This is a genomic window from Micromonospora sp. NPDC000442, from assembly GCF_042898635.1.
GTDB lineage: Bacteria > Actinomycetota > Actinomycetes > Mycobacteriales > Micromonosporaceae > Micromonospora.
Genome location: NZ_JBIAYZ010000016.1, coordinates 103,201 through 128,748, shown reverse-complemented (window position 1 = coordinate 128,748; position 25,548 = coordinate 103,201). Strand labels below are relative to the sequence as shown.

The window sequence follows — 25,548 nt, the reverse complement described above, 5'->3', positions numbered from 1 at the left end:
CGTCGGTCAGTTGCCGGTGCGCTGCCCGGTGACCCGCCAGGCGGTCAGCTCGCTCGGCGGCACGAAGTCGCGGACCGGCTCGTCGCGCAGCGCGAAGGAGAGGATCTCACCCACCCCCTCGACCATGGCGCTCTGCACCGCGCGGCCGACGGCGTCGCGCGGCTCGTCGGGGTTGGCCGCCATCGCCGCCACCGCCAGCTGCGGGGTGAGCGCCACGACCGTCTCCGTGGCGTACCGCTCGGAGCTGCCCGTCTTGCCCACCACCGGCCGGCCGAGCTGACCGCGCAGCCGGGTCGCCGTGCCACCGGCGCAGCCCTGGTACATGGACTGGTCGCCGACCGGACAGCGGGCCGCGTCCGCCGCCGCCCGGGCCACGTCGACGTCGAGCACCTGCCGGCAGTCCGGCTGCCCGGCAGCCACCCGGCGGCCGTCCGCGTCGGTGATCGAGGTGACCGGCGTGGGTGCGCACCAGGTGCCCTCCGCGCCCAGCGTCGCGTACGCACCGGCCAGGTCGAGCGGGGTGGTGGCGGACACGCCCAGGGTGAACGGACCCCACTCCCGCGCCCCGTGCCGGGCCAGTTGGGCGTCGTCGTCGGCCCGGAACACGATGCCGAGCCGTTCGGCCATCTCCACCACGCGGTCCGCACCGACCCGCTCGGTGAGCCAGGCGAAGTACGTGTTTACCGAGTCGCCGAAGGCGGTCCACATGTCGTGCCGGCCGCTCACCGAGGCGCTGGCGTTCTCCGGGCACCAGTACCCGCCGCAGTTCGCCTCGCTGCCGCTGACCCGGAAGTCGGTCACGATCCGCCGGGGCGCGTCGAAGACCGTGTTCAGGGGCAGTCCGGCCTCCAGGGCGGCCAGCATGGTGAAGAGCTTGAACGTGGAACCGGCCTGGTAGCCGACGATGGTGCCGCCACCGGCGACGAGTTGGTTGACGGTGTTGGGGTGGTTCTGCTGTCCGCCGGGGTTCGCGGTCACGCTGTAGATCCGGTTGACCGACATGGCGAGCACCCGCCCGGTGCCGGGCTGGACCACCGCGGTCGGCATGGCGTGTGGGTGCTCGGCCGGGTAGATCCGCCACACCTGCTCGGTGGTGGCCCGCTGCACGCCGGGGTCGAGTGAGGAGACGATGCTGAACCCGCCCCGACGCAGGGTGCGCTGCCGCTCGTCGACGCTGGCGCCGAACGCCTTCTGACTGTTCCACCAGCGGGTGAACCAGTCGCAGAAGAAGCCCCAGTCGTTGTGCCCCTCGGGCACCGCGGTGCAGTCGTTCGGAGTCTCGCTGGGTCGCAGGTTCAACGGCTGGGCAGCGATCCGGGCCGCCTCCTCCGGCGCGGCCACGCCCGACTCGACCATCCGGTCCAGCACGTAACCACGCCGGGCGGTCGCGCTGTCGGCGTCCCCGTTGATCGGGTCGTCACTGTGCGGGGAGCGGACCAGCCCGGCCAGCAGCGCCGCCTGGGCCAGCGTGAGTTCTGCCGGTGAGGTGGAGAAGTACCGTTTGCTGGCGGCGGCGATGCCGTACGCGCCGGCACCGAAGTACGCGATGTTGAGGTAGCGGGTCAGGATCTGCTCCTTGGTCAGCTCCCGCTCCAGCGCCAGGGCGTACCGGATCTCCTGGATCTTGCGGGCGGTGCTCACCTCGGTGGCCGCGGCCCGTTGCGCCTCGCTGAGCCGGGGGTCCGTGCTCAGCACGTTGCGGACGTACTGCATGGTCAGCGTCGAGGCGCCCTGCCGGGTGGCGCCGTCGCGCCGGTTGGCGGTGAAGGCCCGCACGATGCCCCGCAGGTCCACGCCGCTGTGCTCGTGGAAGCGGGCGTCCTCGGCGGCGATGATGGCCTGCCGCATCACCGGAGCCACCTCGTCCAGCGGCACATCGACCCGATCCTCCTGGTAGAAGGAGGTGATCAGGGTGGTGCCGTCGTTGGCGTAGAGGTTGGACCGTTGGGCGGTCGGCGGCGTGCGCAGCGTGTTGGGCAGCTCCGCGTACGGCGCGGAGAGCGCCGAGAATCCGATGCCGAACACCAGCGCGGCCGGCAACGCCGCCACCGCCAGCGCCAGGCCGGCCAGCGTGCCGGCCAGCAGTACGGTGAACATCTTCGGCAGGAACGCCCGGGTCATCAGCTCTCCCCGCAGGAGCCGTCAGGACTCCCTCAGGATGGCGCTAATCACCCTTTCTGCCGCGCCTTTCCTCAAACCCGGATGAAATTCGCCGATCAGGGGAGCAGCAGCGCGGCGAGCGGCTGCACCGTCTCCTCGATTTCGTCGGCCACCCGGCTGAAGCACTGGTCACCGCGCCCCCACGGGTCGTCCAGGTCGTCGGTGGGCAACGCGGTGGCGCCCTGACGGGCGTCGTGTGCCGCCGCTACCAGCGCCACGCCACGGGCGTGGACCGCGTCGGCGGTGGCCTCGGCCGCCGGCAACACGGCCGGATCGAGGGCGGCCAGCAGCCGACCGAACTCGCCGAGCACGAACGTGCGGGCCGCGGCGTCGGGCCGCAACGCGGTCACGTACTCCTGCTGGTCCGCAGTGGCGGTCAGCACCAGGTCGGCGGCGTCGATGTGATCGGAGCGCAGTTTGCGGGCGGCGAAACCGGCGACGTCGCCGCCCCGGCTGGTGACCTGACGGGCGGCCGGCGGGTTCATCTCCTCACCGGCGTGCCAACCACCGGTGCCTGCGCTGTGGCTGTGCAGCACTTCCTCGACCCGGTCCGGGTCGACCTCGCGTCGGGTCAGCCGGTCGGCCACGGCGAGGGTGAGCAGCCGCTCGGCCATCGGCGAGCGACAGATGTTGCCCATGCAGACGTGCAGGACGGTGAAGGGAGGCACCTACGCCACCTGACTCTCACGCAGTTCCGGTACCACCTCACGCAGCCGGGCCAGGTCGATCGCGCCCTCCCGGACGAGCACCGGCTCGTCGCCGGTCAGATCCACGATCGTGCTGGGCACCGGATCCACCGCCGGTCCCGCCTCCAGGTAGGCCCGCACGGAGTAGGCGAGCTGGTCGCGCGCCTGGTCGGCGGTGAGCGCGGCCGGCTGGCCGATCTTGTTGGCCGAAGCGACCGCCATCGGCCCGGTTTCGCGCAGCACCTCCAGCGCCACCGGATGCAGCGGCATGCGCACCGCCACCGTGCCGCTGTCGTCGCCGAGATCCCACCGCAGGCTCGCCGAGTGCTTCACCAGGATGGTCAGCGCCCCCGGCCAGAACGCCTCGACCAGGTCCCGCGCCGCCGCCGGCAGCGTGTACGCCAGGCCGTCGAGGGTGTGCCGGGAACCGATCAGCACCGGCGGCGGGGTGTGCGGGACACCCTTGGCGTCCAGCAACGCCTTGACCGCGTACGGGGTGAACGCGTCGGCGCCGATCCCGTAGACCGTGTCGGTCGGCAGGACGACCAGCTCGCCGTTGCGGACCGCCTCGATGGCCGCAGCGATGCCGCGGTCCCGGTCGGCGAGCGATCGGCAGTCGTAGAGCATCACGAGGAGCCAGTCTGCCACGTCGCGGCCGCACCGGGTGGCGGGCGGTCCGCGAGGCGGGACGCCGTGACGAAACGCGGCCGGTCGGCGAGGTCGCGATGGTCGACGATCGCGGCGTACCGGCCGTCGGCGGTGAGCAGACCAGGCAGCACCACGCCGTGGCTGTCGTCGTGCTCGATGCCGAGGACCCCGCCGGGACGCAACAGGAACCCCGCACGGTCGATCACCCGACGGATGACGTCCAGCCCGTCCGCTCCACCGAACACGGCCTCCGTCGGGTCGTGGTCGGCCACCTCCGGGGGTACGGCCACCGCGAGCGGGACGTACGGCGGGTTGCACAGCAGCACATCCACCCGGCCGGTCAACTCGTCCAGCAGGGCCGGATCGGTGGCGTCCGCCGCCACCACCTCGATCGGCCGGTCACCGGCGGCGGCCCGTCCCGCCGCGTTGCGCCGCAGCCAGGACAGCGCCTCCGGCGAGCGTTCCACCGCCACCACCCGGGCCTGCGGCACCTCGGACGCCACCGACAGGGCGATCGCCCCGGACCCGCTGCACAGGTCCACCACCAGCGGCTCCGTCCGCCCGCCGGTCCGGTCCCCGCCGGGCCACGCGACCTGCCGGGCCTGGTCGACGCCCCAGCCGGCGAGCAGTTCGGTCTCCGGGCGCGGCACGAAGACGCCCGGCCCGACGGCCAGCTCCAAGTGCCGGAAGCCGGCGGTGCCGGTGAGATACTGCAACGGTTCCCGTCGCGACCGGCGGGCCACCAGCGCGCGGTAACCGTCAAGTTGCTCGTCGGTGAACCCGTCCGCCAGGGCCAACCGCCCGCGAGGGACCTCAAGCACGTACGCGGCCAGCAGCTCGGCCTCCGCGCGGGCCGACGTCACGCCGGCGGCGGCGAGGGTACGAGCCGCACCGGCGATCACGGGAGCCGGACGGTGACGTCTCGTCCCTTCGGACGGGTGTTGCGGTGCGGTGGTCACGCAATAATCATGAAGCGTCGCCGTGCACGTGCATAAGCGGGTGCAGCGGCACACCGACAGGAGGTCGCGGGTGGGCTGGCTCGACCGGGTCGAAGACCAGGTTGACGCCCTGACGAAGGCGCGGGCGTTGCAGGAGGTGAGCCGTTCCACCGAGGCGTACGGGCTCCTGGAGGGGGTGCTGCGTGCCACCCGCGACCCGAACGCCCGAGCGGACGCGCTCGTACAGCGGCTCTCGGCCCTGATCAATCTCGGGCGCACCGCCGAGTACACACGTGCCATCGAGGAGGCGTCCGCGGCGGTACGCGACCTCGCCGAGCCCTATCTGCACGGGCACCTCAACGCCCTGGCCGCGCTGGCCGCCCACCATCAGGGCGCCCTGGACCGCTGCGTGACGCACCTGGTCAAGGCCGCTCGGGCGCTTGGGGCGGTGGAGGACCCGGACCGGGACACCGCCTGGGGCTGGCACGACCTGGCGATGGCCTACTCGTACCTCAGCTTCCATGGCTACGCCCTGGGCGCGATCGAACGCGCCCGGCAGCTCGGCACCGCCGCCGGCATCCCGGAGGAGACGTTCGCCGCACCGGGCATCCGCCTGCGTAACGCGGTCGCGCTGGACCACACCGGCGACAGCGACGGCTGTCTGCGCGTACTGCGGGATGTCGGCGGCGACCTGGACCGGTTCGTGACCGCCGGGCGGGCGGATCGGCTGCGCCCCAGCAGCCTGGCCGCCTACGGCTACGCCGCCGCCCGCCGGTGTTCCCTCGGCGACGACCTCGACCTTGCCCCGGACCTGGACCCGGCCCGGCTGCTCGGCTACGGCGCGGACAGTGCCCGGGCCCGCGACATGCGTCAGCTCGGCCAGGTGTGTCTCGCCATCGCCAGCGGGCGCCCGATCGAGGCGGTCACCCGGCTGGACACCGTCCAGGTGTCCGCCGAGACGCTCGGCGCGGCCGAGCCGGCCCGGCTGCGCAGCATGGCGCTGGGGCGGGCCGGCGACCACGCCGCCGCACACCGGGCCGACCGGTTGGCCTTCCGACTCGCCGCGCAGCGCCACGACCGGCTCCGCGACGTCTACATCGACGGCATCGCCGCCCGGATCGACCATGAGGAGATGCGTCGGGAGGCGGCGCGATTCGAGGGGGAGGCGCTGACCGACCCGCTGACCGGGCTGCCCAACCGGCGCCGGCTGGAGCGCTACATCGCGGCCGTGGTCGCCCGGGGCGAGCGGGTGGTGATCGGCGTCTGCGACCTGGACGGGTTCAAGGCGGTCAACACGCGGCACGGGCACCACTCGGGCGACCTGGTCCTGCAACGCATCGCCGGAGTCATCAACCGGGTGATGCGTCGGGGCGACTTCGTCGCCCGCTACGGCGGCGACGAGTTCGTGGTGGTGCTGCCGGAAGCGGGGATGACCGAGGCGGCCGAGGTCGCTCGGCGGATCGACGCCGCCGTCCGCACCGAGGACTGGGAGTCATTGGTACCCGGCACCCCGGTCGGCGTCAGCATCGGCTTCGCCGAGGTGGGAGCCGGCGGCCCCGGCCAGCGGGACGCGCTCGGCGCCGCCTTCGAGGCCGCCGACCGGGAGATGCTGCGGGCCAAGGTCCGGCCGCGTACCGCCTGAGACGTCCGCCGAGGCTCAGCGGCGGGTCAGCTCCGCGTCACCCGCCAGGCGCGCGGCCCGGTCCGCCTCGGTCAGCGCGTCGAGCACGCCGTCCAACTCCCCGGCGAGCACCAGATCGAGGTTGTACGCGGTGAAACCGATCCGGTGATCGGTGATCCGGTTCTGCGGGAAGTTGTACGTGCGGATCCGTTCCGAGCGGTCCACCGTACGCACCTGGGCCTTGCGGGCGTCCGACGCGGCGGCGTCGGCCTGCTCCTGGGCGGCGGCCAGTAGCCGGGCGCGCAGGATCCGCATCGCCTGCTCCCGGTTCTGCAACTGGGACTTCTCGTTCTGGCAGGAGACCACGATCCCGGTGGGCAGGTGGGTGATCCGCACCGCCGAGTCCGTGGTGTTCACCGACTGACCGCCGGGACCGGACGAGCGGAACACGTCGATGCGCAACTCGTTCGGGTCGATGGTGACGTCGACCTCCTCGGCCTCCGGCAGCACCAGCACGCCGGCCGCACTGGTGTGGATGCGCCCCTGCGACTCGGTGACCGGCACCCGCTGCACCCGGTGCACGCCGCCCTCCCATTTCAACCGGGACCAGACGCCGTTGCCGCCCTCGGGCACACCCTTTGTCTTGATCGCCAGCGAGACGTCCTTCACCCCGCCGAGGTCGGAGTCCTGAACGTCGATCACCTCGGTGACCCAGCCGCGCCGCTCCGCGTACCGGGTGTACATGCGCAGCAGGTCACCGGCGAACAGCGCGGACTCCTCTCCGCCCTCGCCCGCCTTGATCTCGACGATGACGTCCTTGGCGTCGTGCGGGTCACGCGGGATGAGCAGTTCGGCAAGGCGATCCTCCAGCACCGGCAGCGTCGCCGCGATCGTCTCGGCCTCGCCCGCGAAGGAGGCGTCCTCGGCGGCCAGTTCCCGCGCGGCGGCGAGATCCGCCCGGGCCTGCTCCAGCTCGGCGGCGGCCTTGTGCAGCGGCACCAGCTCGGCGTAGCGACGGCCGACCCGACGGGCGGTGCCCTGGTCAGCGTGGATCGCGGGGTCGGCCAGCCGCTTCTCCAACTCGGCGTACTCGTCGAGGAGGGCGGTGAGGCGTTCACTGCTCATGCTGGGGATCGCTCCTTGCAGACTGTCGGAAACCCCGCGCGGTGTCCCGCCGGTCGCTTCGACGGCGGGAAACCGGGACACAGACGGCCGACGCCCGCGCCCGGCGGAAACCGGACGCGGGCGTCAGACGAGGAGCTACTTGGCCTTCTTGCCCTGAACCTTGGCGTACTTCTGCTGGAACTTCGCGACCCGACCAGCGGTGTCCAGCACGCGCTGCTTGCCCGTGTAGAACGGGTGGCAGGCGCTGCACGTCTCGACGTGGATCGAGCCGCCCTTGGCGGTGCTGCGGGTGGTGAAGGTGTTACCGCAGGAGCAGCTGACCTCGGTGGTCACGTACTCCGGGTGGATGTTGGGCTTCATGTCGCCTCGGTCCTCTCGTCTGTGGTCGCCGGGTCGCCCCTGACCTGCTGTTGCCGGCCGTTGGGGGCGTGAACCGGAACCGGTGGCCGATTGACCAGTGTGCCATGGGCGTCGACCGCCCCTGGAGGCGGGCCGCGTCACGCGGCTGCACCGGTCGAGCAGGTCAACACCGGGCCATCCGACCGCATTCCCGCCGCACCGGCGGAGCATTCCTACCCACCCGGAGCGGATACGGCGAGGGGGGGGGGCGGGGGGGGGCGCCCCCCCCCCCCCCCCCAGCCCCGGGGGGGGGGGGCCCCCCCCGGCCGGGGGGGGGGGCCCCACGGCCAACAAGGTGTTGTGGGGCAGGGTGAGGCCCGCCCCCCCCGCCCCGGGCCCCACCCCCCCCCCCCCGGGGGGGGGGTGGGGGGGGGGGGGGGGGGGGGGGGGCCCCCCCCCCCCCCCCCGTCCACTGCCGGTGAGGTCACTCCCCCGGCGTCGACTTCGCGATCTGCATCAGGAACTCGATGTTGGTACGGGACTGCTTCAGCCGGTCCAGCAGGAGATCGAGCGCCGCCTGCGAGTCCAGCGAGTGCAGCACCTTGCGGAGCTTGTGCACGATGGCCAGTTCCTCCGGCGCGAGCAGGATCTCCTCCTTGCGGGTACCGGACGGGTGGATGTCGATGGCCGGGAAGGTCCGCTTGTCAGCGATCTTCCGGTCCAGCTTCAGCTCCGCGTTACCGGTGCCCTTGAACTCCTCGAAGATGACCGTGTCCGCCATGGAACCGGTCTCTACAAGCGCAGTGGCGAGGATGGTCAGCGAGCCGCCGTTCTCGATGTTGCGGGCCGCGCCGAGGAACCGCTTCGGCGGGTACAACGCGGTGGAGTCGATACCACCCGACATGATCCGGCCGCTGGCCGGCGCCGCCAGGTTGTACGACCTACCGAGCCGGGTCACCGAGTCGAGCAGCACGACCACGTCGTGGCCCAGCTCGACCAGGCGCTTGGCCCGCTCGATCGCCAGCTCGGCGACGGTGGTGTGGTCCTGCGGCGGGCGGTCGAACGTGGCCGCGATGACCTCGCCCTTGACCGACCGCTGCATGTCGGTGACCTCTTCGGGTCGCTCGTCCACCAGCACCACCATCAGGTGGCACTCCGGGTTGTTGTGCGTGATGGCGTTGGCGATCGCCTGCAACACCATGGTCTTACCGGCCTTCGGCGGTGAGACGATCAGCGCCCGCTGCCCCTTGCCGATCGGCATGACCAGGTCGATCACCCGGGTGGTGAGGATGTGCGGCTCGGTCTCCAGCCGCAGCCGCTCCTGCGGGTACAGCGGGGTGAGCTTGTAGAACTCCGGCCGGCGCTTGGCCTCGTCCGGCTCCATCCCGTTGATGGTGTCCAGCCGGACCAGCGGGTTGTACTTGTCGCGCCGCTGCTCGCCGTCGCGCGCCGCCCGGACCGCGCCGGTGATCGCGTCGCCGCGCCGCAGGCCGTACTTCTTGATCTGGGACATCGACACGTAGACGTCGTTCGGGCCGGCCAGGTAGCCGGTGGTCCGGACGAAGGCGTAGTTGTCGAGCACGTCCACGATGCCGGCCACCGGCACGAGCACGTCGTCCTCGCCGACCTGCGGCTCACGGCCACCGTCGCCGCCGGACTCGTTGCGGTCACCGCGGCCCCGCCGACGATCCCGGAAGCGGCTGCGCCGGCTGCGCCGACCGCCGCTCTCGCCGTCGTCGTCACCGTCGTTGTCCCGCTCGGCGCGCTGTCCACGGTCGCCCCGCTCGCCGCGCTCGGCACGGTCACCACGGTCACGGTCGCCACGCTCGTTGCGGTCGCCACGCTCGGCACGGTCACCGCGCTCGGCACGGTCACCACGGTCACGGTCGCCACGCTCGTTGCGGTCGCCACGCTCGGCACGGTCACCGCGCTCGGCACGGTCACCGCGCTCGGTGGCACGCTCGCCGCGCTCGGTCCGCTCCGCGGCACGGTCACCACGGTCACCACGCTCGGCACGATCACCACGCTCGGTCCGCTCCGCAGCACGGTCGCCACGCTCGGCGCGATCACCACGCTCAGCCCGCTCAGCACGGTCGGCGCGCTCAGCACGGTCGGCGCCACGGTCGCGGCCGGACCGGCCCTCGGAGCGCTCGCCCTCGGTTACGGCCTCCTCGGCAGGCGGTTCCGCCACGGTCGTCCGGCTACGTCGGGTACGGCCACGGCCCTCGCTCTCGACGCTCGCCGCCGGCTGTTCGGCACCACGGCGCTCGGCCTCCGGCCGCTCGCCCGTCTCTCGTACCTCCGCGTGCACCTCCTCGCGGACCGGTGCGGCGGCCGCCGCGACCTCGGCCCGTGGTCGAGGGGCTCCGGCAGCGCCGCCCTGCCGCTCGGTGATCGCGCTGATCAACTCGCCCTTACGCATTCGAGCCGTCCCCGAGATGCCGAGCGACGCGGCCAGGCTCTGCAGCTCTGGCAGCAGCATCGCCGACAGGCCCGTGCCGCTGCGCCGACGGCGGGCGGGGGCAGCGGTGGTGGCATCGCCAGCGACGTTGGAAACATCCGACGTCACGTCGGTGGTGTCGCTCAATGGATTCCTTCCCTCGATAGGCCGGGACTGCCCGGAATCGACAACAGGTGGCCGGGCGGCCTCGGTACACCCGCCTCGCATGACGCTTTGCGGGAGTCTGCAACACAGCAGCCGGTCGGTCTCCCGACCCACCAGATGGAGCGGTGAGCGGGGTTTCGCCGTCTGCGGCGACCAGTGAAGACTGCGGTGCGGCGTGGGCCTAGGCAGGGGTGACGGGCTTACCGCCGAAAGCTTCGGGGGTGCGCCGACCCGCAGGGAGATCGCATGCTTCGCGGCTGTGCTAAGTCTAGAGCGTAATCAACTCTTGCGACCTGCGGCAACAGGGTCCCGCTCCGCGTGTCCGAGTCTACCCCGCTCGACCTGCGCCCCGCATACATCTACCGGCAACCGCAGCAGCCGCCAGTCTGTTCCCGCGTCGAATCCTACCGGCAGCTCAGACAGGGCGAGCACGGAGGGGCCGGCCCCACTGACCACGGCTGCCACACCGGCCGCACGCAACCCGTTGACCAGCGCAATCGTGCCCGGCATTGATGGCGCCCGCCAATCCTGGTGCAACCGGTCGGCGGTCGCCGGCAGCAGTAGTGCCGGCTGCGCGGTCAACGCATGCACCAGCAGTCCCGCGCGGCCGGCGTTGAACGCGGCGTCGCCGTGCGGCACGGTGGCCGGCAACGCCGCGCGGGCCGAGGTGGTCAACCCACGCTCGGCCGGCACCAGCACCGTGGGGCGTACGCCGTCGGCCACCGGCAGCGACACCGCCCGCGCGCCCGCCGGCTCCGTCCAGGCCAGGGTGAAGCCACCGAGCAGGCAGGGCGCGACATTGTCCGGGTGGCCCTCGATCTCGGCGGCCAGCCGCAGCACCGCGTCGTCGTCGAGGCGACTCTCGCCCTCCGTCACCAGCGCCCGGGCCAGCAGCACCCCGGCGACGATCGCCGCCGACGAGGAGCCGAGCCCGCGCGCCTGCGGGATGCGGTTGACGCACTCCACCGCCAGCCCGGGTGGTTGCCCGCCAAGGGCGTCGAAGGCCACCCGCATGGCGCGTACCACCAGGTGCCCGTCGTCGACCGGCAGGTCGCCGGCGCCCTCGCCGGTCACCGTCACCGTCACGCCCCCGGCCGTCACCTCGGCGGCGACATCGTCGTGAAGCGCGAGGGCCAGCCCCAGCGCGTCGAAACCCGGCCCCAGGTTCGCACTGGTGGCGGGGACCCGGACCCGGACCGGTTCGGCGACGAATGTGATCGACACGCCGCCCATGCTAGTGGGGCCACAGACGTTCACCGGGCCGGACCTGCTACCGGTTCTCCGCGACGGCAGGTGGTGACGCGGCGAGCGACAGACGCCGGGTCGCGATCCGCCAGCCGATCGCGTAGATCAGGGTGACCAGGCCGCAGCCGGCGAGTACGACACGCTCGTCGACGACGTCCACGACCACGGCCACCACCAGTTGGCTGACGGAGATCGCCAGGGTCGCCAGCATCATGTCGGTGGCGAAGACCCGGCCCCGTAGCCGGTCCGGCACCTCGCCCTGCAAGGCGAAGTTCGACATCACCCAGTTGCTGCCACCGGCGAAGTGGGCCACGAAGACCAGGACCAGCACCAGCGGGAACCAGGCCGCCACCGAGGTACCGAGATAGGCCAGACCGTACGCCGACATGGACAGTGCCAGGCCGGGCAGCAGCCAGGCGCGGTTGGTAAGTACCCGACGCATCATGATCGGGCCGACCAACGCGCCGGCACCGCGGACGGCGAACAGCAGGCCGGCACCGAGCGCGCCGACCCCGTACACCCCGGCGAGCAGCGGGAAGACGGTCAGTACGCCGTTGCCGAGACCCACCGCCGACTTGACCGTCACCAGCGCCAGCACCCGCGGGCGGTGCCCGATGTAGACCAGCGCCTCGCGGATGGCCGCCCAGGTCTGCGGTGGGCTCGCGCCCCGCTCGCGGGGTGCCTGCAACGGACGGCGGATGAGCGTGGCCAGGCTCGCGGCGACCACCAGCCCGACGGCGCCGACCCAGAAGCACACGTACGGCCCGGCCGCCGCGCTGAGTACCCCACCGAGCGACGCGCCGACCACGGTCATCGTGCCCCACGCCGACCCGGCCACCGCGTTGCCGGCAGCCAGTTCGTCGGGATCGAGGACGTTCGGCAGCGCCGCCTGAGCCGCCGGCGAGTAGAACGCCTTGGCCACCGCGACCACGCCGATGCCGAGCAGCGCCAGCCAGGCCGTGCCGGCATCGCGTACCCCGAGCAGCAGCAGGACACCGACCAGCGCGGCGACGTTCGAGACGATCATGATCGTGCGTCGGTCGAACCGGTCCGCGATGGTGCCGGTGTACGGCAGCAGCAGCGCCACGATGCCGGTGTCCACGGCGAGCACCAGGGCGCCCCACACTCCACTGCCGGTCAACTTCGGCAGCAGCACCAGCAACGGCACCATGACGAACCAGTCGGCACCGAAGACCACCAGCTCGGCCAGGAAGAGGTTGCGGAAGTTCCGGTTGCGGGTGAGGACCGAGAGGGTGGACGCCACGGAGCGGACCATACCCGGCCATCGTCAACGGTTGCGTCGGAGCGCGGACAGCGCCCCGGAGGGCCCGAGGACCCTCCGAGGACGCCCGGTCACTCGTTCGGTGGGAACGGTGAGTTACGGGTCTTCGGCAGCCGGAGCACCTCGAACTGGTCGGTGTTCTCGATCAACGCGCCGGAGGGCGCCGCCGGCACCGGCCGGCTCTTCCGCCGGTCCGCTCCGGTCGTGCCGGCACCGATCCCCGCGCCCACCGGAGCCCGCCCGGTGGTGTCCGACGTGGCGTCATCGGCCTCGGTGACCGCGCCACCGCCCGACCCATCGTCGGGCGCATCACCGTAGCGTCGCCGCCGCCACGCCCGGACCGACACCTTGGTGTCCTCCACCATCGCGTAGAGCGTCGGCACCAGGATCAGCGTGAGCAGGGTGGAGGTGAGCAGGCCGCCGATCACCACGATCGCCAGCGGCCGCGAGATGAAACCACCCTCCCCGGTGAGCCCGAAGGCCATCGGCGTCAGCGCGAAGATGGTCGCGATCGCGGTCATCAGGATCGGCCGCAGGCGGTGACGTCCGCCCTCGACCACCGCCTCCCGCACACCCATGCCCTGGGCTCGGTACTGGTTGACCAGATCGAGCAGCACGATGGCGTTGGTCACCACGATGCCGACCAGCATGAGCACGCCGATCAGCGCCGGCACGCTCAGCGCGGTGCCGCTGACCAGCAGCAGGGCGACCGCGCCGGTGGCCGCGAACGGAATGGAGACCAGCAGGATCAGCGCCTGCACCACGCTACGGAACGTCGCCATCATGATCAGGAAGACGATCGCGATCGCGGCCAGCACGGCCAGGCCCAGATCGGCGAAGGTCTCCCGCTGCTCGGCGCTGACCCCACCCAGGGAGAACGTGGCCCCCGGTACGTCGATCGCGTCGAGGCGGCTCTGCAACTCGGTGCTGATCGCGCCCAGGTCGGAGCCGGTGACCGTGCCGGTCACCGAGACGCTGCGCTCACCGTCGATTCGCCGTACCTGCTGCGGGCCGGTGGTTTCCGTGACCTCGGCGATGTCGTCCAGCTTGACCGCGCCCACCGGCAGCGCCCGCAGCTCCGCCACGGTCACCGGCGGTGCCGCCGACAGGCGCAGCACCACGTCCCGGGCGGCACCGTCGACCGTCACCTGCCCCAGCGGCGCACCCCGGAAGGCCTGCGACACCAACTGGCCGACGGCGGCCTCGGTGAGCCCGGCCCGGCTGGCCGCCACGCGGTCGACGGTCACGTCGACCCGGGGTACCCGCTCGGCCAGGGTGGTCGAGACGTCCTCGACCCCGCCGATGCCGGTCAGGGCCGTCTCGGCCTCCTTCGCGGCAGCGGCCAACACCTCGGGATCGGCGGCCCGGACGATGACCGCCAGCTCGTTCGCGGACGCCCCGCCCTGGCCCGCCGGGAACGTGATCTCTCCGGCCTCGGACCCGAGCGCCGTGAACCGGTCCCGCAGCACGCCACGCATCGCCTTGGCGTCGGTCTCCCCGCCGAGCCGCAACGCGTAGTTGGCCACGTTGTTGCCGGCGCTGCCGGCCCAGGGTGTGTCGCCGCCACCGGCGGTGACCTGGTACGACTCGACGCCGGGGGTGCTGGCCAGCACCGCCTCGACCCGCCGGGCCGCCGCGTCGGTGCCGGCCAGTCCGGTGCCCACCGGCAGTTCCTGGCGGATGTTGAGGGTGTCCTGGCCGGAGTCGTCGAGGAAGTTCGTCTCCAACTGCCGGGCCAGTCCGAAGGTGCCGAGCAGCACCAGCAGCCCCGCCGCCAGGGTCGCCCAACGGTAGGCCCGCCGACCGGTGGCGAACCGGATGACCGGCAGGTACGCCCGCTGCAACGGGCTGCGCAGCTCGCGCTCCTCCGCCGCCCGACGGACCGCCGCCCCGTCGGTCGTGCCGCTCACCGCCTTGAGGAACCAGTACGCGAGCACCGGGATCACCGTCAGCGACACCAGCAGCGAGGCGAGCAGCGCCACGGTGACCGTGGTCGCGAAGGGCGCGAAGAGCTGACCGACGAAACCACCGACCAGGGCGATGGGCGCGAAGACGGCAACCGTGGTCAACGTCGACGCGGTGACGGCACCGGCCACCTCGCGTACGGCCGTGAGAATTGCCTGTCGCTTCGGCCCGCCGTACGTCAGGTGCCGCTTGATGTTCTCGAGCACGACGATCGAGTCGTCCACCACCCGGCCGACCGCGACCGTCAACGCGCCGAGGGTGAGCAGGTTGAGCGAGTAGTCGCCGATCCAGAGGGCGATCAGCGCGACGACCACCGAAAGCGGGATGGAGACCGCGGTGACCACAGTGGAGCGCACCGACAGCAGGAACACCAGGATGACCACCACGGCCATGATCAGACCCAGCAGACCCTCGGTGCTCAGCGTCTTGATCGACTTCTCCACGAACGGTGCCTGGTCGAGCACGACGGTCAGCTCGGCACCGGTAGCGGACCGCAGGTCGTCGAGCCGGTCGGCGACCGCGTGTGAGATCTCCACCGCGTTGCCGTCCGGGTCGGCGGTGACCGCGATGCCGAGGCTCTCCCGGCCGTTGGTACGGGTGATGGCGGTGGCCGGGGCGAGTTGCTCCTCGACCGTGGCGACGTCGCCGAGGCGGACCGGGCCCGCCTTCTTGACCGGCGGAGCGACGATCACATCGCGCAACTCGTCCAGGGTGGCCAGCGGGGCGCCCACCTGGACCGGCAGGGTGCGCTCGCCGTCCAGCACGGCACCGGCCGGCACCGCCACGCCGTTGGCCCGCAATGCGGTGCCGATCGCGGTCGGCTGCACCTTCGCCTTCGCCAACTTCGCCGGATCCGGTGTGATCACCACCAGTTCGTCCCGGACACCGGTCAGCTCGACGCCACGTACGCCGTCGATGGCCGCCAGTTCCGGCACCACGGTGTCCCGCAGCTTGCCGGCGAGGGTCCGCTCGTCGTCGTCGCCGGACGCGGCCAGCACCACCGCCGGCAGGTCGTCGGTGCTGCCCGCGATCACCTGCGGGTCGACACCCTCCGGCAGGCCGGTCCGGTTGATCGCGGTCTGCATTCTGCTGACCATGTCGTCGAGTTCGGTGCCGAACTCGTACTGCACCTGGATGGTGGTCAGGCCCTCCCGGGAGGTCGAAATAACCGAGTCGAGTCCGGAGATGCCGCGCAGACTGTTCTCGATCGGCTCGGCGACCTCGGACTCGACCACCTCCGGCGCGGCACCAGGGTACTGGGCCACGATGAAGGCGGCGGGAAACTCCAGTGACGGTAGGAGTTGCTGCTTCAGTGACGGCACGGCGTACGCACCGAACGCCGTGATCACCACCGCGATGAGGGCTACCAGCCCTCGGTTGGCGAGGCTGAATCTGGCGAGCAGCGACATCGCGTGGCTCACTCCTGAGGGAGACGGTCGAGGGGTACGAGCAGTGTGCCCGACCCCGTCGGTCTGCCGGCCTCCGGGGCAGCCGGGGTGCCGAGCCGCAGCGAGGCCGACCGGCCTCAGGCGAGATCGAGGGAGCGGGCGGCGACGAGCGGGTCGTTGGCGATGGTGACGGGTGCCGGAGCGGTGGAGATGGCCCACTCGGGGTCCTTCAGACCGTGCCCGGTGACCGTACAGACCACCGTGGCCCCGGCCGGCACCCGGCCGGCGGCGGCCTGCTGGAGCAGGCCGGCGACGCTTGCCGCGCTGCCCAGTTCCACGAAGACACCGACCTCCCGGGCCAGCAGTCGGTAGGCCGCCAGGATCTCCCGGTCGGTGACCGCCGCGATCAGACCGTCGGAGGCGTCCCGCGCGTCCAAAGCCTTCGTCCAACTCGCGGGGTTGCCGATCCGGATGGCCGTGGCGATGGTGGACGGCTCGGCCACCACCTGCCCGGTCACGATCGGCGCCGCACCGGCCGCCTGGAAGCCGTACATCTTCGGTCGCCGACTGGCGTTGCCGGCGTCATTGTCCTCCGTGTAACCCATCCAGTACGCGGAGATGTTGCCGGCGTTACCCACCGGCAGGCAGTGGATGTCGGGCGCGTCGCCGAGCGCCTCGACGATCTCGAAGGCGGCCGTCTTCTGACCGTGCAGCCGGTCGATGTTGACCGAGTTGACCAGGGCCACCGGATAGTCCTGGGCGAGTTTGGCGGCCAGTGCCAGACAGTCGTCGAAGTTGCCGTTGACCTGGAGCAGCTTGGCGCCGTGCACGAGCGCCTGAGCCAGCTTGCCCAGCGCGATCTTGCCCTGCGGCACCAGGACGGCGCAGGTCATCCCGGCCCGGGCCGCGTACGCGGCGGCGGAGGCGCTGGTGTTGCCGGTGGAGGCGCAGATGATGGCCTTGTTGCCGGCCTCGACCGCCTTGGAGACGGCCATGGTCATGCCGCGATCCTTGAAGGAGCCGGTCGGGTTGGCGCCCTCCACCTTGAGGTACACGTCGCAGCCGAGCCGGGCGGAGAGCACCGGTGCCGGCAACAGCGGTGTGTTCCCCTCGTGCAGGGTGACCACCGGCGTGGCGTCGGTGACCGGCAACCGGTCCCGGTAGGCGTCGATCAGGCCACGCCACATCTCGCTCTCCTCGCCTCTGCGATTGATCCGGCCGCTCACAGCCCGCCCTCGACCCGCAGCACGCTCGCCACCGACCGGACGATGTCCAGTCCCCGCAGTTCCTGAACGGTTGCCGCGAGCGCGGCGTCCGGGGCGACGTGGGTCACGATGACCAGCACGGCGTCACCGGCGGCGCCGGCGGCACCGGCGGCCGGCCCCTGACGGACGGTGGCGATCGAGACGTCGTGCCGGGCGAACACCCCGGCCACCGACTCCAGCACCCCGGGCCGGTCGGCCACATCGAGGCTGATGTGGTAGCGGGTGAGCGCCTCCCCCATCGGCCGTACCGGCAGATCGGCGTAGGCGGACTCGCTGGCCGCGCGGACCCCGGCGAGCCGGTTGCGTGCCACCGCCACCACATCCCCGAGCACCGCGCTGGCGGTCGGTGCCCCACCGGCACCCCGCCCGTAGAACATCAGTTGCCCGGCCGCCTCGGCTTCCACGAAGACCGCGTTGAACGCGTCGCCCACGCTGGCCAGGGGATGGGTCACCGGGATCATCGCCGGGTGCACCCGGACAGTGACCGCCTCCCGGCCCTGCCCGTCGGCACCGCGTGCGGCGATACAGAGCAGCTTGATCGTGCAGCCCATCGCCTTGGCGCTGGCCACATCCGCGGCGGTGACCTCGGTGATGCCCTCGCGGTGCACGTCGGCGGCGGCGACCCGGCTGTGGAAGGCGAGGGAGGCGAGGATGGCCGCCTTGGCGGCGGCGTCGAAGCCCTCCACGTCGGCCGTCGGGTCGGCCTCGGCATACCCCAGTTCGGTCGCCTCTTCCAGCGCCTCGGCGAACCCGGCACCGGTGGCGTGCATCGCGGAGAGGATGAAGTTGGTGGTGCCGTTGACGATACCGGTGACCCGGGTGATCCGGTCGCCGTGCAGCGACTCACGCAACGGGCGCAGCAGCGGGATGGCCCCGGCCACGGACGCCTCGTAGTAGAGGTCGCCACCCCCCTCCGCCGCCGCGTCGTGCAGGGCGCCGCCGTCCTCGGCGAGCAGCGCCTTGTTGGCGGTGACCACGCTCTTGCCGGCCCGCAACGCCTCCACCAGCCAACCGCGCGCCGGCTCGATGCCGCCGACCACCTCGACCACCACGTCGACGTCGTCCCGCTTGATCAGCCCGAGCGCGTCGGTGGTGAACAGGGCCGGGTCGACCGGCAGGTCGCCACGGTCCCGTCCGATCCGGCGTACGGCGATGCCGGCAATCTCCAACGGAGCACCGACGCGGGCGGCGAGGTCCGCCGACTGCTCGTGCAGCAGCCGGATCACCTCGGCACCGACGGTGCCGCAGCCGAGCAGGGCGAGGCGTACAGGTGACGTCATCCCACATCCAAAGCGAGCAGGTCCTCTTCGGTCTCCGGTCGAACGATCAGCCGGGCCCGGCCGTTGCGAACCGCCACCACGCCGGGGCGGGGTACGTGGTTGTAGTTGCTGGCCATGCTGCGGCAGTACGCGCCCGTGCCGGGCACCGCGACAAGATCTCCGGGCTGCACGTCGGCGGGCAGGAATTCATCCTTCACCACGATGTCCCCGGACTCACAGTGCTTTCCCACCACGCGGGCGAGCATCGGCCCGACGACGCTCGCCCGGGAGGCCAGGGTCGCCGAGTACGACGCGTCGTACAGGGCGGTCCGGATGTTGTCGCTCATTCCGCCGTCGACGCTGACGTACGTCCGGATGCCATCGACGTCCTTGACCGTACCAACCTCGTAGAGGGTGAACACGGCCGGGCCGACGATCGCCCGACCCGGCTCGATGGACAGGTGCGGTGTGGCCAGCCGCTCCGCCGCGCACTCCGAATCCACGATCTTGCGTAGCCGCTTCGCCAGGTCGTGCGGGGCCGCCGGGTCGTCCTGCGAGGTGTACGCGATACCGAACCCACCACCGAGGTCCAGCTCGGGCAGTTCGACGCCGCGGGCGTCGCGGATCTGGGCCTGAAGGGCCAGCACCCGACGGGCGGAGACCTCGAAGCCGCTGGTGTCGAAGATCTGCGAGCCGATGTGCGAGTGCAGGCCGCGCAGATCCAGCACCCCCTCGTCGAGCACGCGCAGCGCCGCCGTCAGGGCCGCCCCACCCGCGAGGGAGAAGCCGAACTTCTGGTCCTCGTGGGCGGTGGCGATGAACTCGTGGGTGTGCGCCTCCACACCGACGGTGACCCGGATCAGCACCCGGGGTCGTACGCCGCGTTCGCGGGCCAGCGCGGTGAGCCGCTCGATCTCGTGGAACGAGTCGACGATGATCCGGCCGACCCCGACGTCGAGGGCCCGGGTCAGCTCGGCCACCGACTTGTTGTTGCCGTGGAAGCCGATCCGTTCCGGCGGCATCCCACCAGCCAGCGCCACGGCCAGCTCCCCGCCGCTGCACACGTCGAGGAACATGCCCTCCTCGGCGATCATCCGGACCACCGCCCGGCAGAGGAAGGCCTTGCCGGCGTAGTAGATGTCCTCGTCCGGGAAGGCCGCCTGGAAGTCCCGGCAGCGCGAGCGGAGGTCGTCCTCGTCGAGCACGTACACCGGGGTGCCGAACTCGGCGGCGATGTCGCGTACGCCCAGGCCCGCGACGGTGAGCGCGCCGTCGGCCCCGCGCGCCACGCTGCGCGGCCACAGCTGCGGCACCAGGGCGTTGACGTCGTCCGGAGTACGCAGCCAGGCCGGCCCCCGGTTGCCGATGTCGCCGTGCAGCGCGCCCGCCTCGTGAGCCCGCATCACAGTCCTCCGCTTCGCGACCGCAGGGCTCGCAAGCTCACTCCTCGCGCTCGCATCATCACATCCGCTCCGGCGCCGAGACGCCGAGCAGGCGCAGCCCGTTGGCGATGACCACCCGGGTCGCGTCGTTGAGCCAGAGTCGCGCCCGGTGCAGGTCGGTCACGGCCTCGTCGCCCCGGGGCAGGATCCGGCAGTTGTCGTAGAACCGGTGGTACGCACCGGCCAGGTCCTCCAGGAAACGGGCCACCCGGTGCGGCTCACGCAGCTCGGCGGCGGCGGCCACCACGGCGGGGAACTCGGCCAGCGCCTTGAGTAGGTCGTTCTCCTTGTCGTGGTCGAGCAGCTCGGGCCGGAACGACTCCGCGTCGCCCCGGGTCAGGCCGACCTCGGCGGCGTTGCGGCCGACGCTGGCCGTGCGGGCCGCCACGTACTGCACGTAATAGACGGGGTTGTCCCGGGTGGCCCGGGTCCACAGCTCGATGTCGATGTCGATCGGCGAGTCGCTGGAGTACCGGGCCAGCGCGTAACGGGAGGCGTCCACCCCGATCGCGTCGACCAGATCCTCCAGGGTCACCACGGTGCCGGCCCGCTTGCTCATCCGTACCGGCGCGCCGTCGCGGACCAGGTTCACCAGCTGACCGATGAGGATCTCCAGCGTCTGCTCGGGGTCGTCCCCGAAGCAGGCCGCCATCGCCTTCATCCGGCCGACGTAGCCGTGATGGTCCGCCCCGAGCATGATCACGACACGGTCGAAGCCACGCTCGCGCTTGTCGAGGTAGTAGGCGCAGTCGGCGGCGAAGTACGTCCACTCACCGTTCGACTTGCGCAGCACCCGGTCCTTGTCGTCGCCGAAGTCGGTGGTGCGCAGCCAGGTGGCGCCCTCGGAGTCGACGAGGTGGCCCTGCTCGCGCAGCCGGTTCAGGGCGTGCTCCAGCTCGCCGCGATCGTGCAGGTCCTTCTCGTTGAAGTAGGTGTCGAACTCGACCCCGAAGTCCCGCAGCGAGGACTTGATCTCCGTGAACATCAACGCGACGCCCTCGACCCGGAAGACCTCCTGGGCGGCGGCGTCGTCCAGGGTCAGCACGTCGGGCCGCCGGGCGGTGACCTGCTCGGCGATCTCCGCGATGTACGCCCCGCCGTAGCCGTCCTCCGGCGCCGGCTCGTTCCGGGCGGCGGCGAGCAGCGAGCGGGCGAAGCGGTCGATCTGCGAGCCGGCGTCGTTGAAGTAGTACTCGGTGCCCACGTCGGCGCCGGTCGCCCGCAGCAGCCGGCTCAACGCGTCGCCGACCGCCGCCCAGCGGACGCCACCGATGTGCACCGGACCGGTCGGGTTGGCCGAGACGAACTCCAGGTTGATCTTCAAGCCGGCGAGTCGGTCGCTTCGGCCGTACTCCTCGTCCGCCTCGACGATCGAGCGGGCGAGCTGTCCCGCGGCGGCGGCGTCGAGCCGGATGTTGAGAAATCCCGGGCCGGCGATCTCGACCGATTTGATCCCCGACGTACTGGCCAACTCGGCGGCCAGCGCGGCAGCCAGCTCCCGGGGCGGCAGCCCGACCTTCTTACTCAGCTGAAGCGCCAGGGTGGCAGCGTAGTCGCCGTGCTCGGGATTGCGCGGTCGCTCGACCGTGGTGTGCTCCGGCAGTGCGGAGCGGTCCAGCTCTCGGTCGGCGAAGACGACGTGAGCGGCGGCGAGGACGGCTTCGGCGAGTTCTGCAGGAGTCACCGAACCATGTTATCGGGGGTAGACTCGGTCCCCGCGGCGGCGACCCAGCATCCGAACCCAGCCCGCCAGAGCCCCTGACCGACCGACCTGACGAGGCACGATGAGTATCAGCACCCCGGGCGGCCCGGAACGCCGCCCGACCGTGGTCAGCACCGGCAAGAAGCCGGCGGCGGGACGGCCGGCCGCCGGCGCCAAGGCGACCGGAGCCAAGGCTGGCCCCAACAAGTCCGGATCGGCCCAGCGCGCGGGGGGCGGCAAGGGGCCGCGTAAGCCGATCACCCCGGTGAAGGTGAGCCAGGGCCGGTCGTGGGGGCCGATCGCGCTCTTCGTCGCCGTCGGCGTGCTCGCCACGTCGATCATCGGGTTCGGGGCCTGGGCGACCTTCAAGGGCAGCCAGTCCTGGGAAGACAAGGCCGCCGACATCGCGGGCATCGTCAACTACCGCGAGACCGACCCGGAGAGCCTCACCTACGAGTCGCACCAGTCCGGCAAGATCGAATACAAGTACAGTCCGCCAGTCGGTGGCGCGCACAACAACGCCTGGCAGCGCTGCCTCGGTGACGTCTACGACGCGCCGATCGCCGCCGAGCACGCGGTGCACAGCATGGAGCACGGCTCAGTCTGGCTCACCTACCGCCCGGACCTGCCCGCGGCCGACGTCGAGAAGCTGGCCAGCGTGATCCGGGGCAACGACTTCATGCTGATGAGCCCGTACGAGGGGCTGGACGCTGCCGTGTCGCTTCAGGCGTGGGGCTATCAGCTCAAGGTCGACAGCGCCGACGATCCGCGGATCAAGGAGTTCGCCACCACGCTGGCGCAGAACGCCTCGATCGAGCCGGGCGTGCCCTGCTCCTCCGGCAACTACACCACCGGCACCGGCACCGAGCCGCGCGAGTTGGCTCCGCCGACGGGTGGCTGACATGCCCAGCGCGATCCAGGAGGCGCCTCCGACGGAACGCAACGGCACCGAACTCCGCCGGCCGTCCCGGACGCTGCGCTACCTGACCCTGGTCATGGCGGCGGTGCTGCTGCTCGGCATCGGGTGGACGGCCGCGACCCTGGTGTCGGATCGGGCCCCGGGTGAGGACTCGGCCGAGGCCGGCTTCGCCCGGGACATGTCCCGTCACCACGCCCAGGCGGTGGAGATGGCGATGATCGCGTACGCGAAGGCGCAGAACCCGGCGATCCGGCAGATGGGCTACGACATGGCCCTGACCCAGCAGGCTCAGATCGGTCACATGCAGCGCTGGTTGCAGGAGTGGGAGTTGCTGCCCACCGGCTCCCGGCCCGCGATGGAGTGGATGCCCGACGCCGTGCCGCTGGGCCAGGACGGGCTGATGCCGGGCATGGCGACCCGCGAGGAGATCACCCAACTGCACGAGGCGCAGGGAGCCGAGGTCGATCAGCTCTTCATCAAGCTGATGATCAACCATCACCTCGGTGGGGTCCACATGGCCGACGGCCTGTTGCAGGTCTCCGACCGCGCCGAGGTGGTCCGGATGGCCGAGGCCATGAAGCAGACGCAGCAGAAGGAGATCAACGAGCTGCGCCGGATGGCGCCTGCCGGCGGTTGATCCGTTCGTACCCGAACCAACCCTCGCCGCCCCGCTCGACCGTTCGAGCGGGGCGGCGACGCGTAGGCAGCCCGGTGCCATCGGATCGTCGCCTCCGCCCCACCTTGAGGTCATACGACCGATTTTCCCTCTAGGGGTTACTTGGAGCGAAGTGCACTCGTTGTCCGGACGTGGGGGTTGCACTCAGAGACGCGCGGCGTTCGGTCACCAGCTGGTGCCGACGCCACACCATCGGCGGTGACGGAGCGGTGGCAGCCGTCCGTCGCGGACAGCGGCAGGGTGAGCCGGGAACACTCAGCCGCGAACAGGAGCTGGAACTGATCGACACCCTTCGGGGCGTCCACCCCGACGCGTTCGGCCTGGACGAGGAGCTGTGGACCCGCCAGAGTCTGCACGCCCTCATCCAGCAGCACTTCGGCCTGACGCTGGACGTGGGAGTGGTCGGGGCGTACCTGCGGGCCTGGGGGTTGGGCCCGCGCGAGCCTCGCGAGCGGGCCTGCGGGCTCTGCGTCGGAGCGGTCGAGCGGTGGGTACGCAGCGAGTACCCGGCGATCACCCGGGCGGCCCAGGAACACCTCGCCGAGGTCTACTGGGTGGGCCGGGTCCGGCTGCGGGGCACCATGCCGGCGGCCGACGTCATCTCGGCGGTCTCCTCACGGGGGCGGGTCCGGTTCATGGTCACCACCCCGTCGGTCGACCCGCCACTACCCCGGGAGTTCGTGCACCGGCTCAGCGGCGCCGAGCGGCGTACCGTGCACCTGATCGTGGACGGCTCGTGGGCCCGCAACGAGTGGCCGCGCCGGCTCCCCCGGCGTATCGTGCCGCACCCGCTGCCCAGCTGCGGACGCGCGCTCGCCGCCTGACGCGCCGATACCGATTCGGCGATCGGGTGGCGCGTTTGCTAGTCTTCTCCAGTCGCTGAGCCCCCGTAGCTCAGGGGATAGAGCACCGCCCTCCGGAGGCGGGGGCGCAGGTTCGAATCCTGCCGGGGGCACCTCACAGAACTGCAAACGCGCAGTGCGACCGGCCGATCATTGATCGTAGAGGCCAGTTTCGCGTTCGAGTAGACGGTTAAGGATGCCCCGGCCGAGCGGCTGAGGGCATCCTCGCGTTGGCTCGATGTACAGGTGCGGAACGCGCCGGCTGTGTCTGACCTGGAGCGCCTACCCTGGATCGACCCGACCCATCCGCTCTGACGAACGGCCCGGTGTCAGCGGCGTCACCGATCAGAATTCTTCCGCCGCGTCGTCGGTTCTGGTAGCCCCCTCGCACCGGTGGAAGGATTGGTGACCATGACCGACGCTAGACCGCTGGGCGCTGACGAAGCCTCGTTCATGGCGGCGGTTCGCTCAGGCGATACGGCGCGGTTCGCGCTCATCACGGAGCGCCACCGGCGTGAGCTTCAGGTGCACTGCTACCGGATGCTCGCGAACTACGCGGACGCCCAGGACATGACGCAGGAGACGTTCCTGCGAGCGTGGAACAAGCGGGAGTCGTTCAAGGGCCACGCCGCGCTGCGGACCTGGCTGTACCGGATCGCGACGAATGTCTGCCTTGACTTCCTGGCGAAGCGCAATGACCGCACACCCGTACCGTCCGGGCTGTCGGACTCCGGCTTCGAGGTGCTGTACCTCCAGCCGTACCCCGACCGGATGCTCCCCGAGGACCCGCAGGAATCGGTGGTGGCGCGGGAGACGATCGAGCTGGCGTTCATCGTCGCCGTCCAGCACCTGCCGCCGCGGCAGCGGGCGGTGTTCATCCTGCGCGACGTCGTCGGCTGGCCGGCGTCGAAGGCCGCCGACGCCCTCGATCTGACCATCGCATCGGTGACCAGCGCGCTGCAACGGGCGCGCGTGACGATGCGCGAGCAGCTGCCCGACCGCCGCCTCGACTGGCGGAGCCCCGCCGCCCACAAGCTGTCGAACGACGAGCGCGGCGTGGTGAAGTCGTACATCGACGCCCATGAGCGCAACGACCTCGACGGGCTGATGTCCCTGCTCCGCGACGACCTGCGCTTCGTGATGCTGCCCGAGGCGGGCACCTCGGTCATCACGGCCAAGGACGCGGTGGAGGGCTGGGTCTCCGGTGGGCTCTTCCAGCCCGGCCACGACGACTGGCGCTGTATCGCCACGACGGTCAATCGCATGCCCGCCGCCGCGCTGTACCTCCGCACCCCCGACGACCCGGAGTACCGGCTATTCGCCATCGCGGTCCTGCACATAGTCGACGGGAAGATCGCCGAGCTCACCGGATTCGACGCCACCGACAAACCATGGCTGGACCTGCCCCCGACACTGTAATCAGACAGGTCCCCGTCGTCGG

The 25,548-nt window shown here is 71.5% G+C and carries 19 protein-coding genes and 1 tRNA gene; 6 read left to right on the top strand and 14 right to left on the bottom strand.

What is annotated here, in order from left to right; all coding sequences use genetic code 11:
* Window positions 1-6: 6 nt before the first annotated feature.
* From ACFY2A_RS23440 to prmC, 4 genes are all read right to left on the bottom strand, one after another.
* A complete protein-coding gene (locus ACFY2A_RS23440) occupies window positions 7-2,121 on the bottom strand; it encodes a transglycosylase domain-containing protein (RefSeq protein ID WP_387174577.1) in 2,115 nt (704 codons plus the stop codon).
* A gap of 95 nt (window positions 2,122-2,216) precedes the next feature.
* Window positions 2,217-2,828 (bottom strand): phosphotyrosine protein phosphatase, encoded by a 612-nt coding sequence (locus tag ACFY2A_RS23435; protein ID WP_387174575.1) that lies wholly within the window; start codon window positions 2,826-2,828, stop codon window positions 2,217-2,219.
* The gene (locus tag ACFY2A_RS23430; RefSeq protein ID WP_363923002.1) at window positions 2,829-3,473 is read right to left on the bottom strand and encodes an L-threonylcarbamoyladenylate synthase; all 645 of its coding nucleotides are present in this window, start codon (window positions 3,471-3,473) and stop codon (window positions 2,829-2,831) included.
* Window positions 3,473-4,453, bottom strand: coding sequence for a peptide chain release factor N(5)-glutamine methyltransferase (gene prmC / locus ACFY2A_RS23425; RefSeq protein WP_387174573.1), 981 nt, complete (start codon window positions 4,451-4,453; stop codon window positions 3,473-3,475). Before prmC ends, ACFY2A_RS23430 begins: the two co-directional genes overlap by 1 nt.
* A gap of 70 nt (window positions 4,454-4,523) precedes the next feature.
* Between prmC and ACFY2A_RS23420 the strand changes: the two genes are divergently transcribed.
* Complete coding sequence (locus ACFY2A_RS23420) at window positions 4,524-6,074, top strand: GGDEF domain-containing protein (RefSeq protein ID WP_363923000.1); 1,551 nt, start codon at window positions 4,524-4,526, stop codon at window positions 6,072-6,074.
* 15 nt (window positions 6,075-6,089) lie between these two features.
* Here the strand turns inward: ACFY2A_RS23420 and prfA are convergent, their stop codons facing one another.
* The 10 genes from prfA to argS all read right to left on the bottom strand — a co-directional run bounded on the left by prfA (window position 6,090) and on the right by argS (window position 21,652).
* Window positions 6,090-7,178 carry a peptide chain release factor 1 gene (gene prfA / locus ACFY2A_RS23415; protein WP_387174570.1) on the bottom strand — a complete coding sequence of 363 codons (1,089 nt, stop codon included), beginning with the start codon at window positions 7,176-7,178 and terminating at the stop codon, window positions 6,090-6,092.
* A gap of 135 nt (window positions 7,179-7,313) precedes the next feature.
* Window positions 7,314-7,538 (bottom strand): 50S ribosomal protein L31, encoded by a 225-nt coding sequence (gene rpmE, locus ACFY2A_RS23410; RefSeq protein WP_093405395.1) that lies wholly within the window; start codon window positions 7,536-7,538, stop codon window positions 7,314-7,316.
* A gap of 463 nt (window positions 7,539-8,001) precedes the next feature.
* Window positions 8,002-10,104, bottom strand: coding sequence for a transcription termination factor Rho (rho, locus tag ACFY2A_RS23405; protein WP_387174567.1), 2,103 nt, complete (start codon window positions 10,102-10,104; stop codon window positions 8,002-8,004).
* A 297-nt stretch (window positions 10,105-10,401) separates the two neighbouring features.
* Window positions 10,402-11,346 carry a homoserine kinase gene (gene thrB, locus ACFY2A_RS23400; protein ID WP_363922935.1) on the bottom strand — a complete coding sequence of 315 codons (945 nt, stop codon included), beginning with the start codon at window positions 11,344-11,346 and terminating at the stop codon, window positions 10,402-10,404.
* A 46-nt stretch (window positions 11,347-11,392) separates the two neighbouring features.
* On the bottom strand, window positions 11,393-12,631 hold the full coding sequence (locus tag ACFY2A_RS23395; RefSeq protein WP_363922933.1) for an MFS transporter: 1,239 nt from the start codon (window positions 12,629-12,631) through the stop codon (window positions 11,393-11,395).
* Between the two features lie 89 nt (window positions 12,632-12,720).
* The gene (locus ACFY2A_RS23390) at window positions 12,721-16,023 is read right to left on the bottom strand and encodes an efflux RND transporter permease subunit (protein ID WP_387174565.1); all 3,303 of its coding nucleotides are present in this window, start codon (window positions 16,021-16,023) and stop codon (window positions 12,721-12,723) included.
* A gap of 116 nt (window positions 16,024-16,139) precedes the next feature.
* Window positions 16,140-17,189, bottom strand: a complete 1,050-nt coding sequence (thrC, locus tag ACFY2A_RS23385; RefSeq protein WP_363922928.1) for a threonine synthase — start codon at window positions 17,187-17,189, stop codon at window positions 16,140-16,142.
* Between the two features lie 35 nt (window positions 17,190-17,224).
* A complete protein-coding gene (locus tag ACFY2A_RS23380) occupies window positions 17,225-18,547 on the bottom strand; it encodes a homoserine dehydrogenase (protein ID WP_363922926.1) in 1,323 nt (440 codons plus the stop codon).
* Complete coding sequence (gene lysA / locus ACFY2A_RS23375; protein WP_387174562.1) at window positions 18,544-19,929, bottom strand: diaminopimelate decarboxylase; 1,386 nt, start codon at window positions 19,927-19,929, stop codon at window positions 18,544-18,546. The genes ACFY2A_RS23380 and lysA overlap by 4 nt, the downstream gene beginning before the upstream one ends.
* Before the next feature lie 58 nt (window positions 19,930-19,987).
* Window positions 19,988-21,652: an arginine--tRNA ligase gene (gene argS, locus ACFY2A_RS23370; protein WP_387174560.1), complete on the bottom strand. Its 1,665-nt coding sequence runs from the start codon at window positions 21,650-21,652 to the stop codon at window positions 19,988-19,990.
* A gap of 100 nt (window positions 21,653-21,752) precedes the next feature.
* On the opposite strand from argS, the gene ACFY2A_RS23365 reads away from it, so the two are divergent.
* The 5 genes from ACFY2A_RS23365 to ACFY2A_RS23345 all read left to right on the top strand — a co-directional run bounded on the left by ACFY2A_RS23365 (window position 21,753) and on the right by ACFY2A_RS23345 (window position 25,526).
* Complete coding sequence (locus ACFY2A_RS23365; protein ID WP_387174558.1) at window positions 21,753-22,571, top strand: DUF3105 domain-containing protein; 819 nt, start codon at window positions 21,753-21,755, stop codon at window positions 22,569-22,571.
* Between the two features lies 1 nt (window position 22,572).
* Complete coding sequence (locus tag ACFY2A_RS23360; protein WP_387174556.1) at window positions 22,573-23,226, top strand: DUF305 domain-containing protein; 654 nt, start codon at window positions 22,573-22,575, stop codon at window positions 23,224-23,226.
* A 170-nt stretch (window positions 23,227-23,396) separates the two neighbouring features.
* A complete protein-coding gene (locus tag ACFY2A_RS23355; RefSeq protein WP_387174554.1) occupies window positions 23,397-24,089 on the top strand; it encodes a winged helix-turn-helix domain-containing protein in 693 nt (230 codons plus the stop codon).
* Between the two features lie 59 nt (window positions 24,090-24,148).
* Window positions 24,149-24,220: transfer RNA gene (locus ACFY2A_RS23350), tRNA-Arg, on the top strand.
* Window positions 24,221-24,518: 298 nt separating this feature from the next.
* On the top strand, window positions 24,519-25,526 hold the full coding sequence (locus ACFY2A_RS23345) for an RNA polymerase subunit sigma-70 (protein WP_387174552.1): 1,008 nt from the start codon (window positions 24,519-24,521) through the stop codon (window positions 25,524-25,526).
* Window positions 25,527-25,548: the final 22 nt, after the last annotated feature.

Excerpts from the sequence above, each read along its gene's own strand:
- ACFY2A_RS23380 (WP_363922926.1), bottom strand. The coding sequence starts at position 18,547 with ATGACGTCACCTGTACGCCTCGCCCTGCTCGGCTGCGGCACCGTCGGT.
- ACFY2A_RS23345 (WP_387174552.1), top strand. The coding sequence starts at position 24,519 with ATGACCGACGCTAGACCGCTGGGCGCTGACGAAGCCTCGTTCATGGCG.
- ACFY2A_RS23430 (WP_363923002.1), bottom strand. The coding sequence starts at position 3,473 with ATGCTCTACGACTGCCGATCGCTCGCCGACCGGGACCGCGGCATCGCT.
- ACFY2A_RS23440 (WP_387174577.1), bottom strand. The coding sequence starts at position 2,121 with ATGACCCGGGCGTTCCTGCCGAAGATGTTCACCGTACTGCTGGCCGGC.
- rpmE (WP_093405395.1), bottom strand. The coding sequence starts at position 7,538 with ATGAAGCCCAACATCCACCCGGAGTACGTGACCACCGAGGTCAGCTGC.
- prfA (WP_387174570.1), bottom strand. The coding sequence starts at position 7,178 with ATGAGCAGTGAACGCCTCACCGCCCTCCTCGACGAGTACGCCGAGTTG.
- ACFY2A_RS23365 (WP_387174558.1), top strand. The coding sequence starts at position 21,753 with ATGAGTATCAGCACCCCGGGCGGCCCGGAACGCCGCCCGACCGTGGTC.
- thrC (WP_363922928.1), bottom strand. The coding sequence starts at position 17,189 with ATGTGGCGTGGCCTGATCGACGCCTACCGGGACCGGTTGCCGGTCACC.
- ACFY2A_RS23390 (WP_387174565.1), bottom strand. The coding sequence starts at position 16,023 with ATGTCGCTGCTCGCCAGATTCAGCCTCGCCAACCGAGGGCTGGTAGCC.
- lysA (WP_387174562.1), bottom strand. The coding sequence starts at position 19,929 with ATGCGGGCTCACGAGGCGGGCGCGCTGCACGGCGACATCGGCAACCGG.
- ACFY2A_RS23360 (WP_387174556.1), top strand. The coding sequence starts at position 22,573 with ATGCCCAGCGCGATCCAGGAGGCGCCTCCGACGGAACGCAACGGCACC.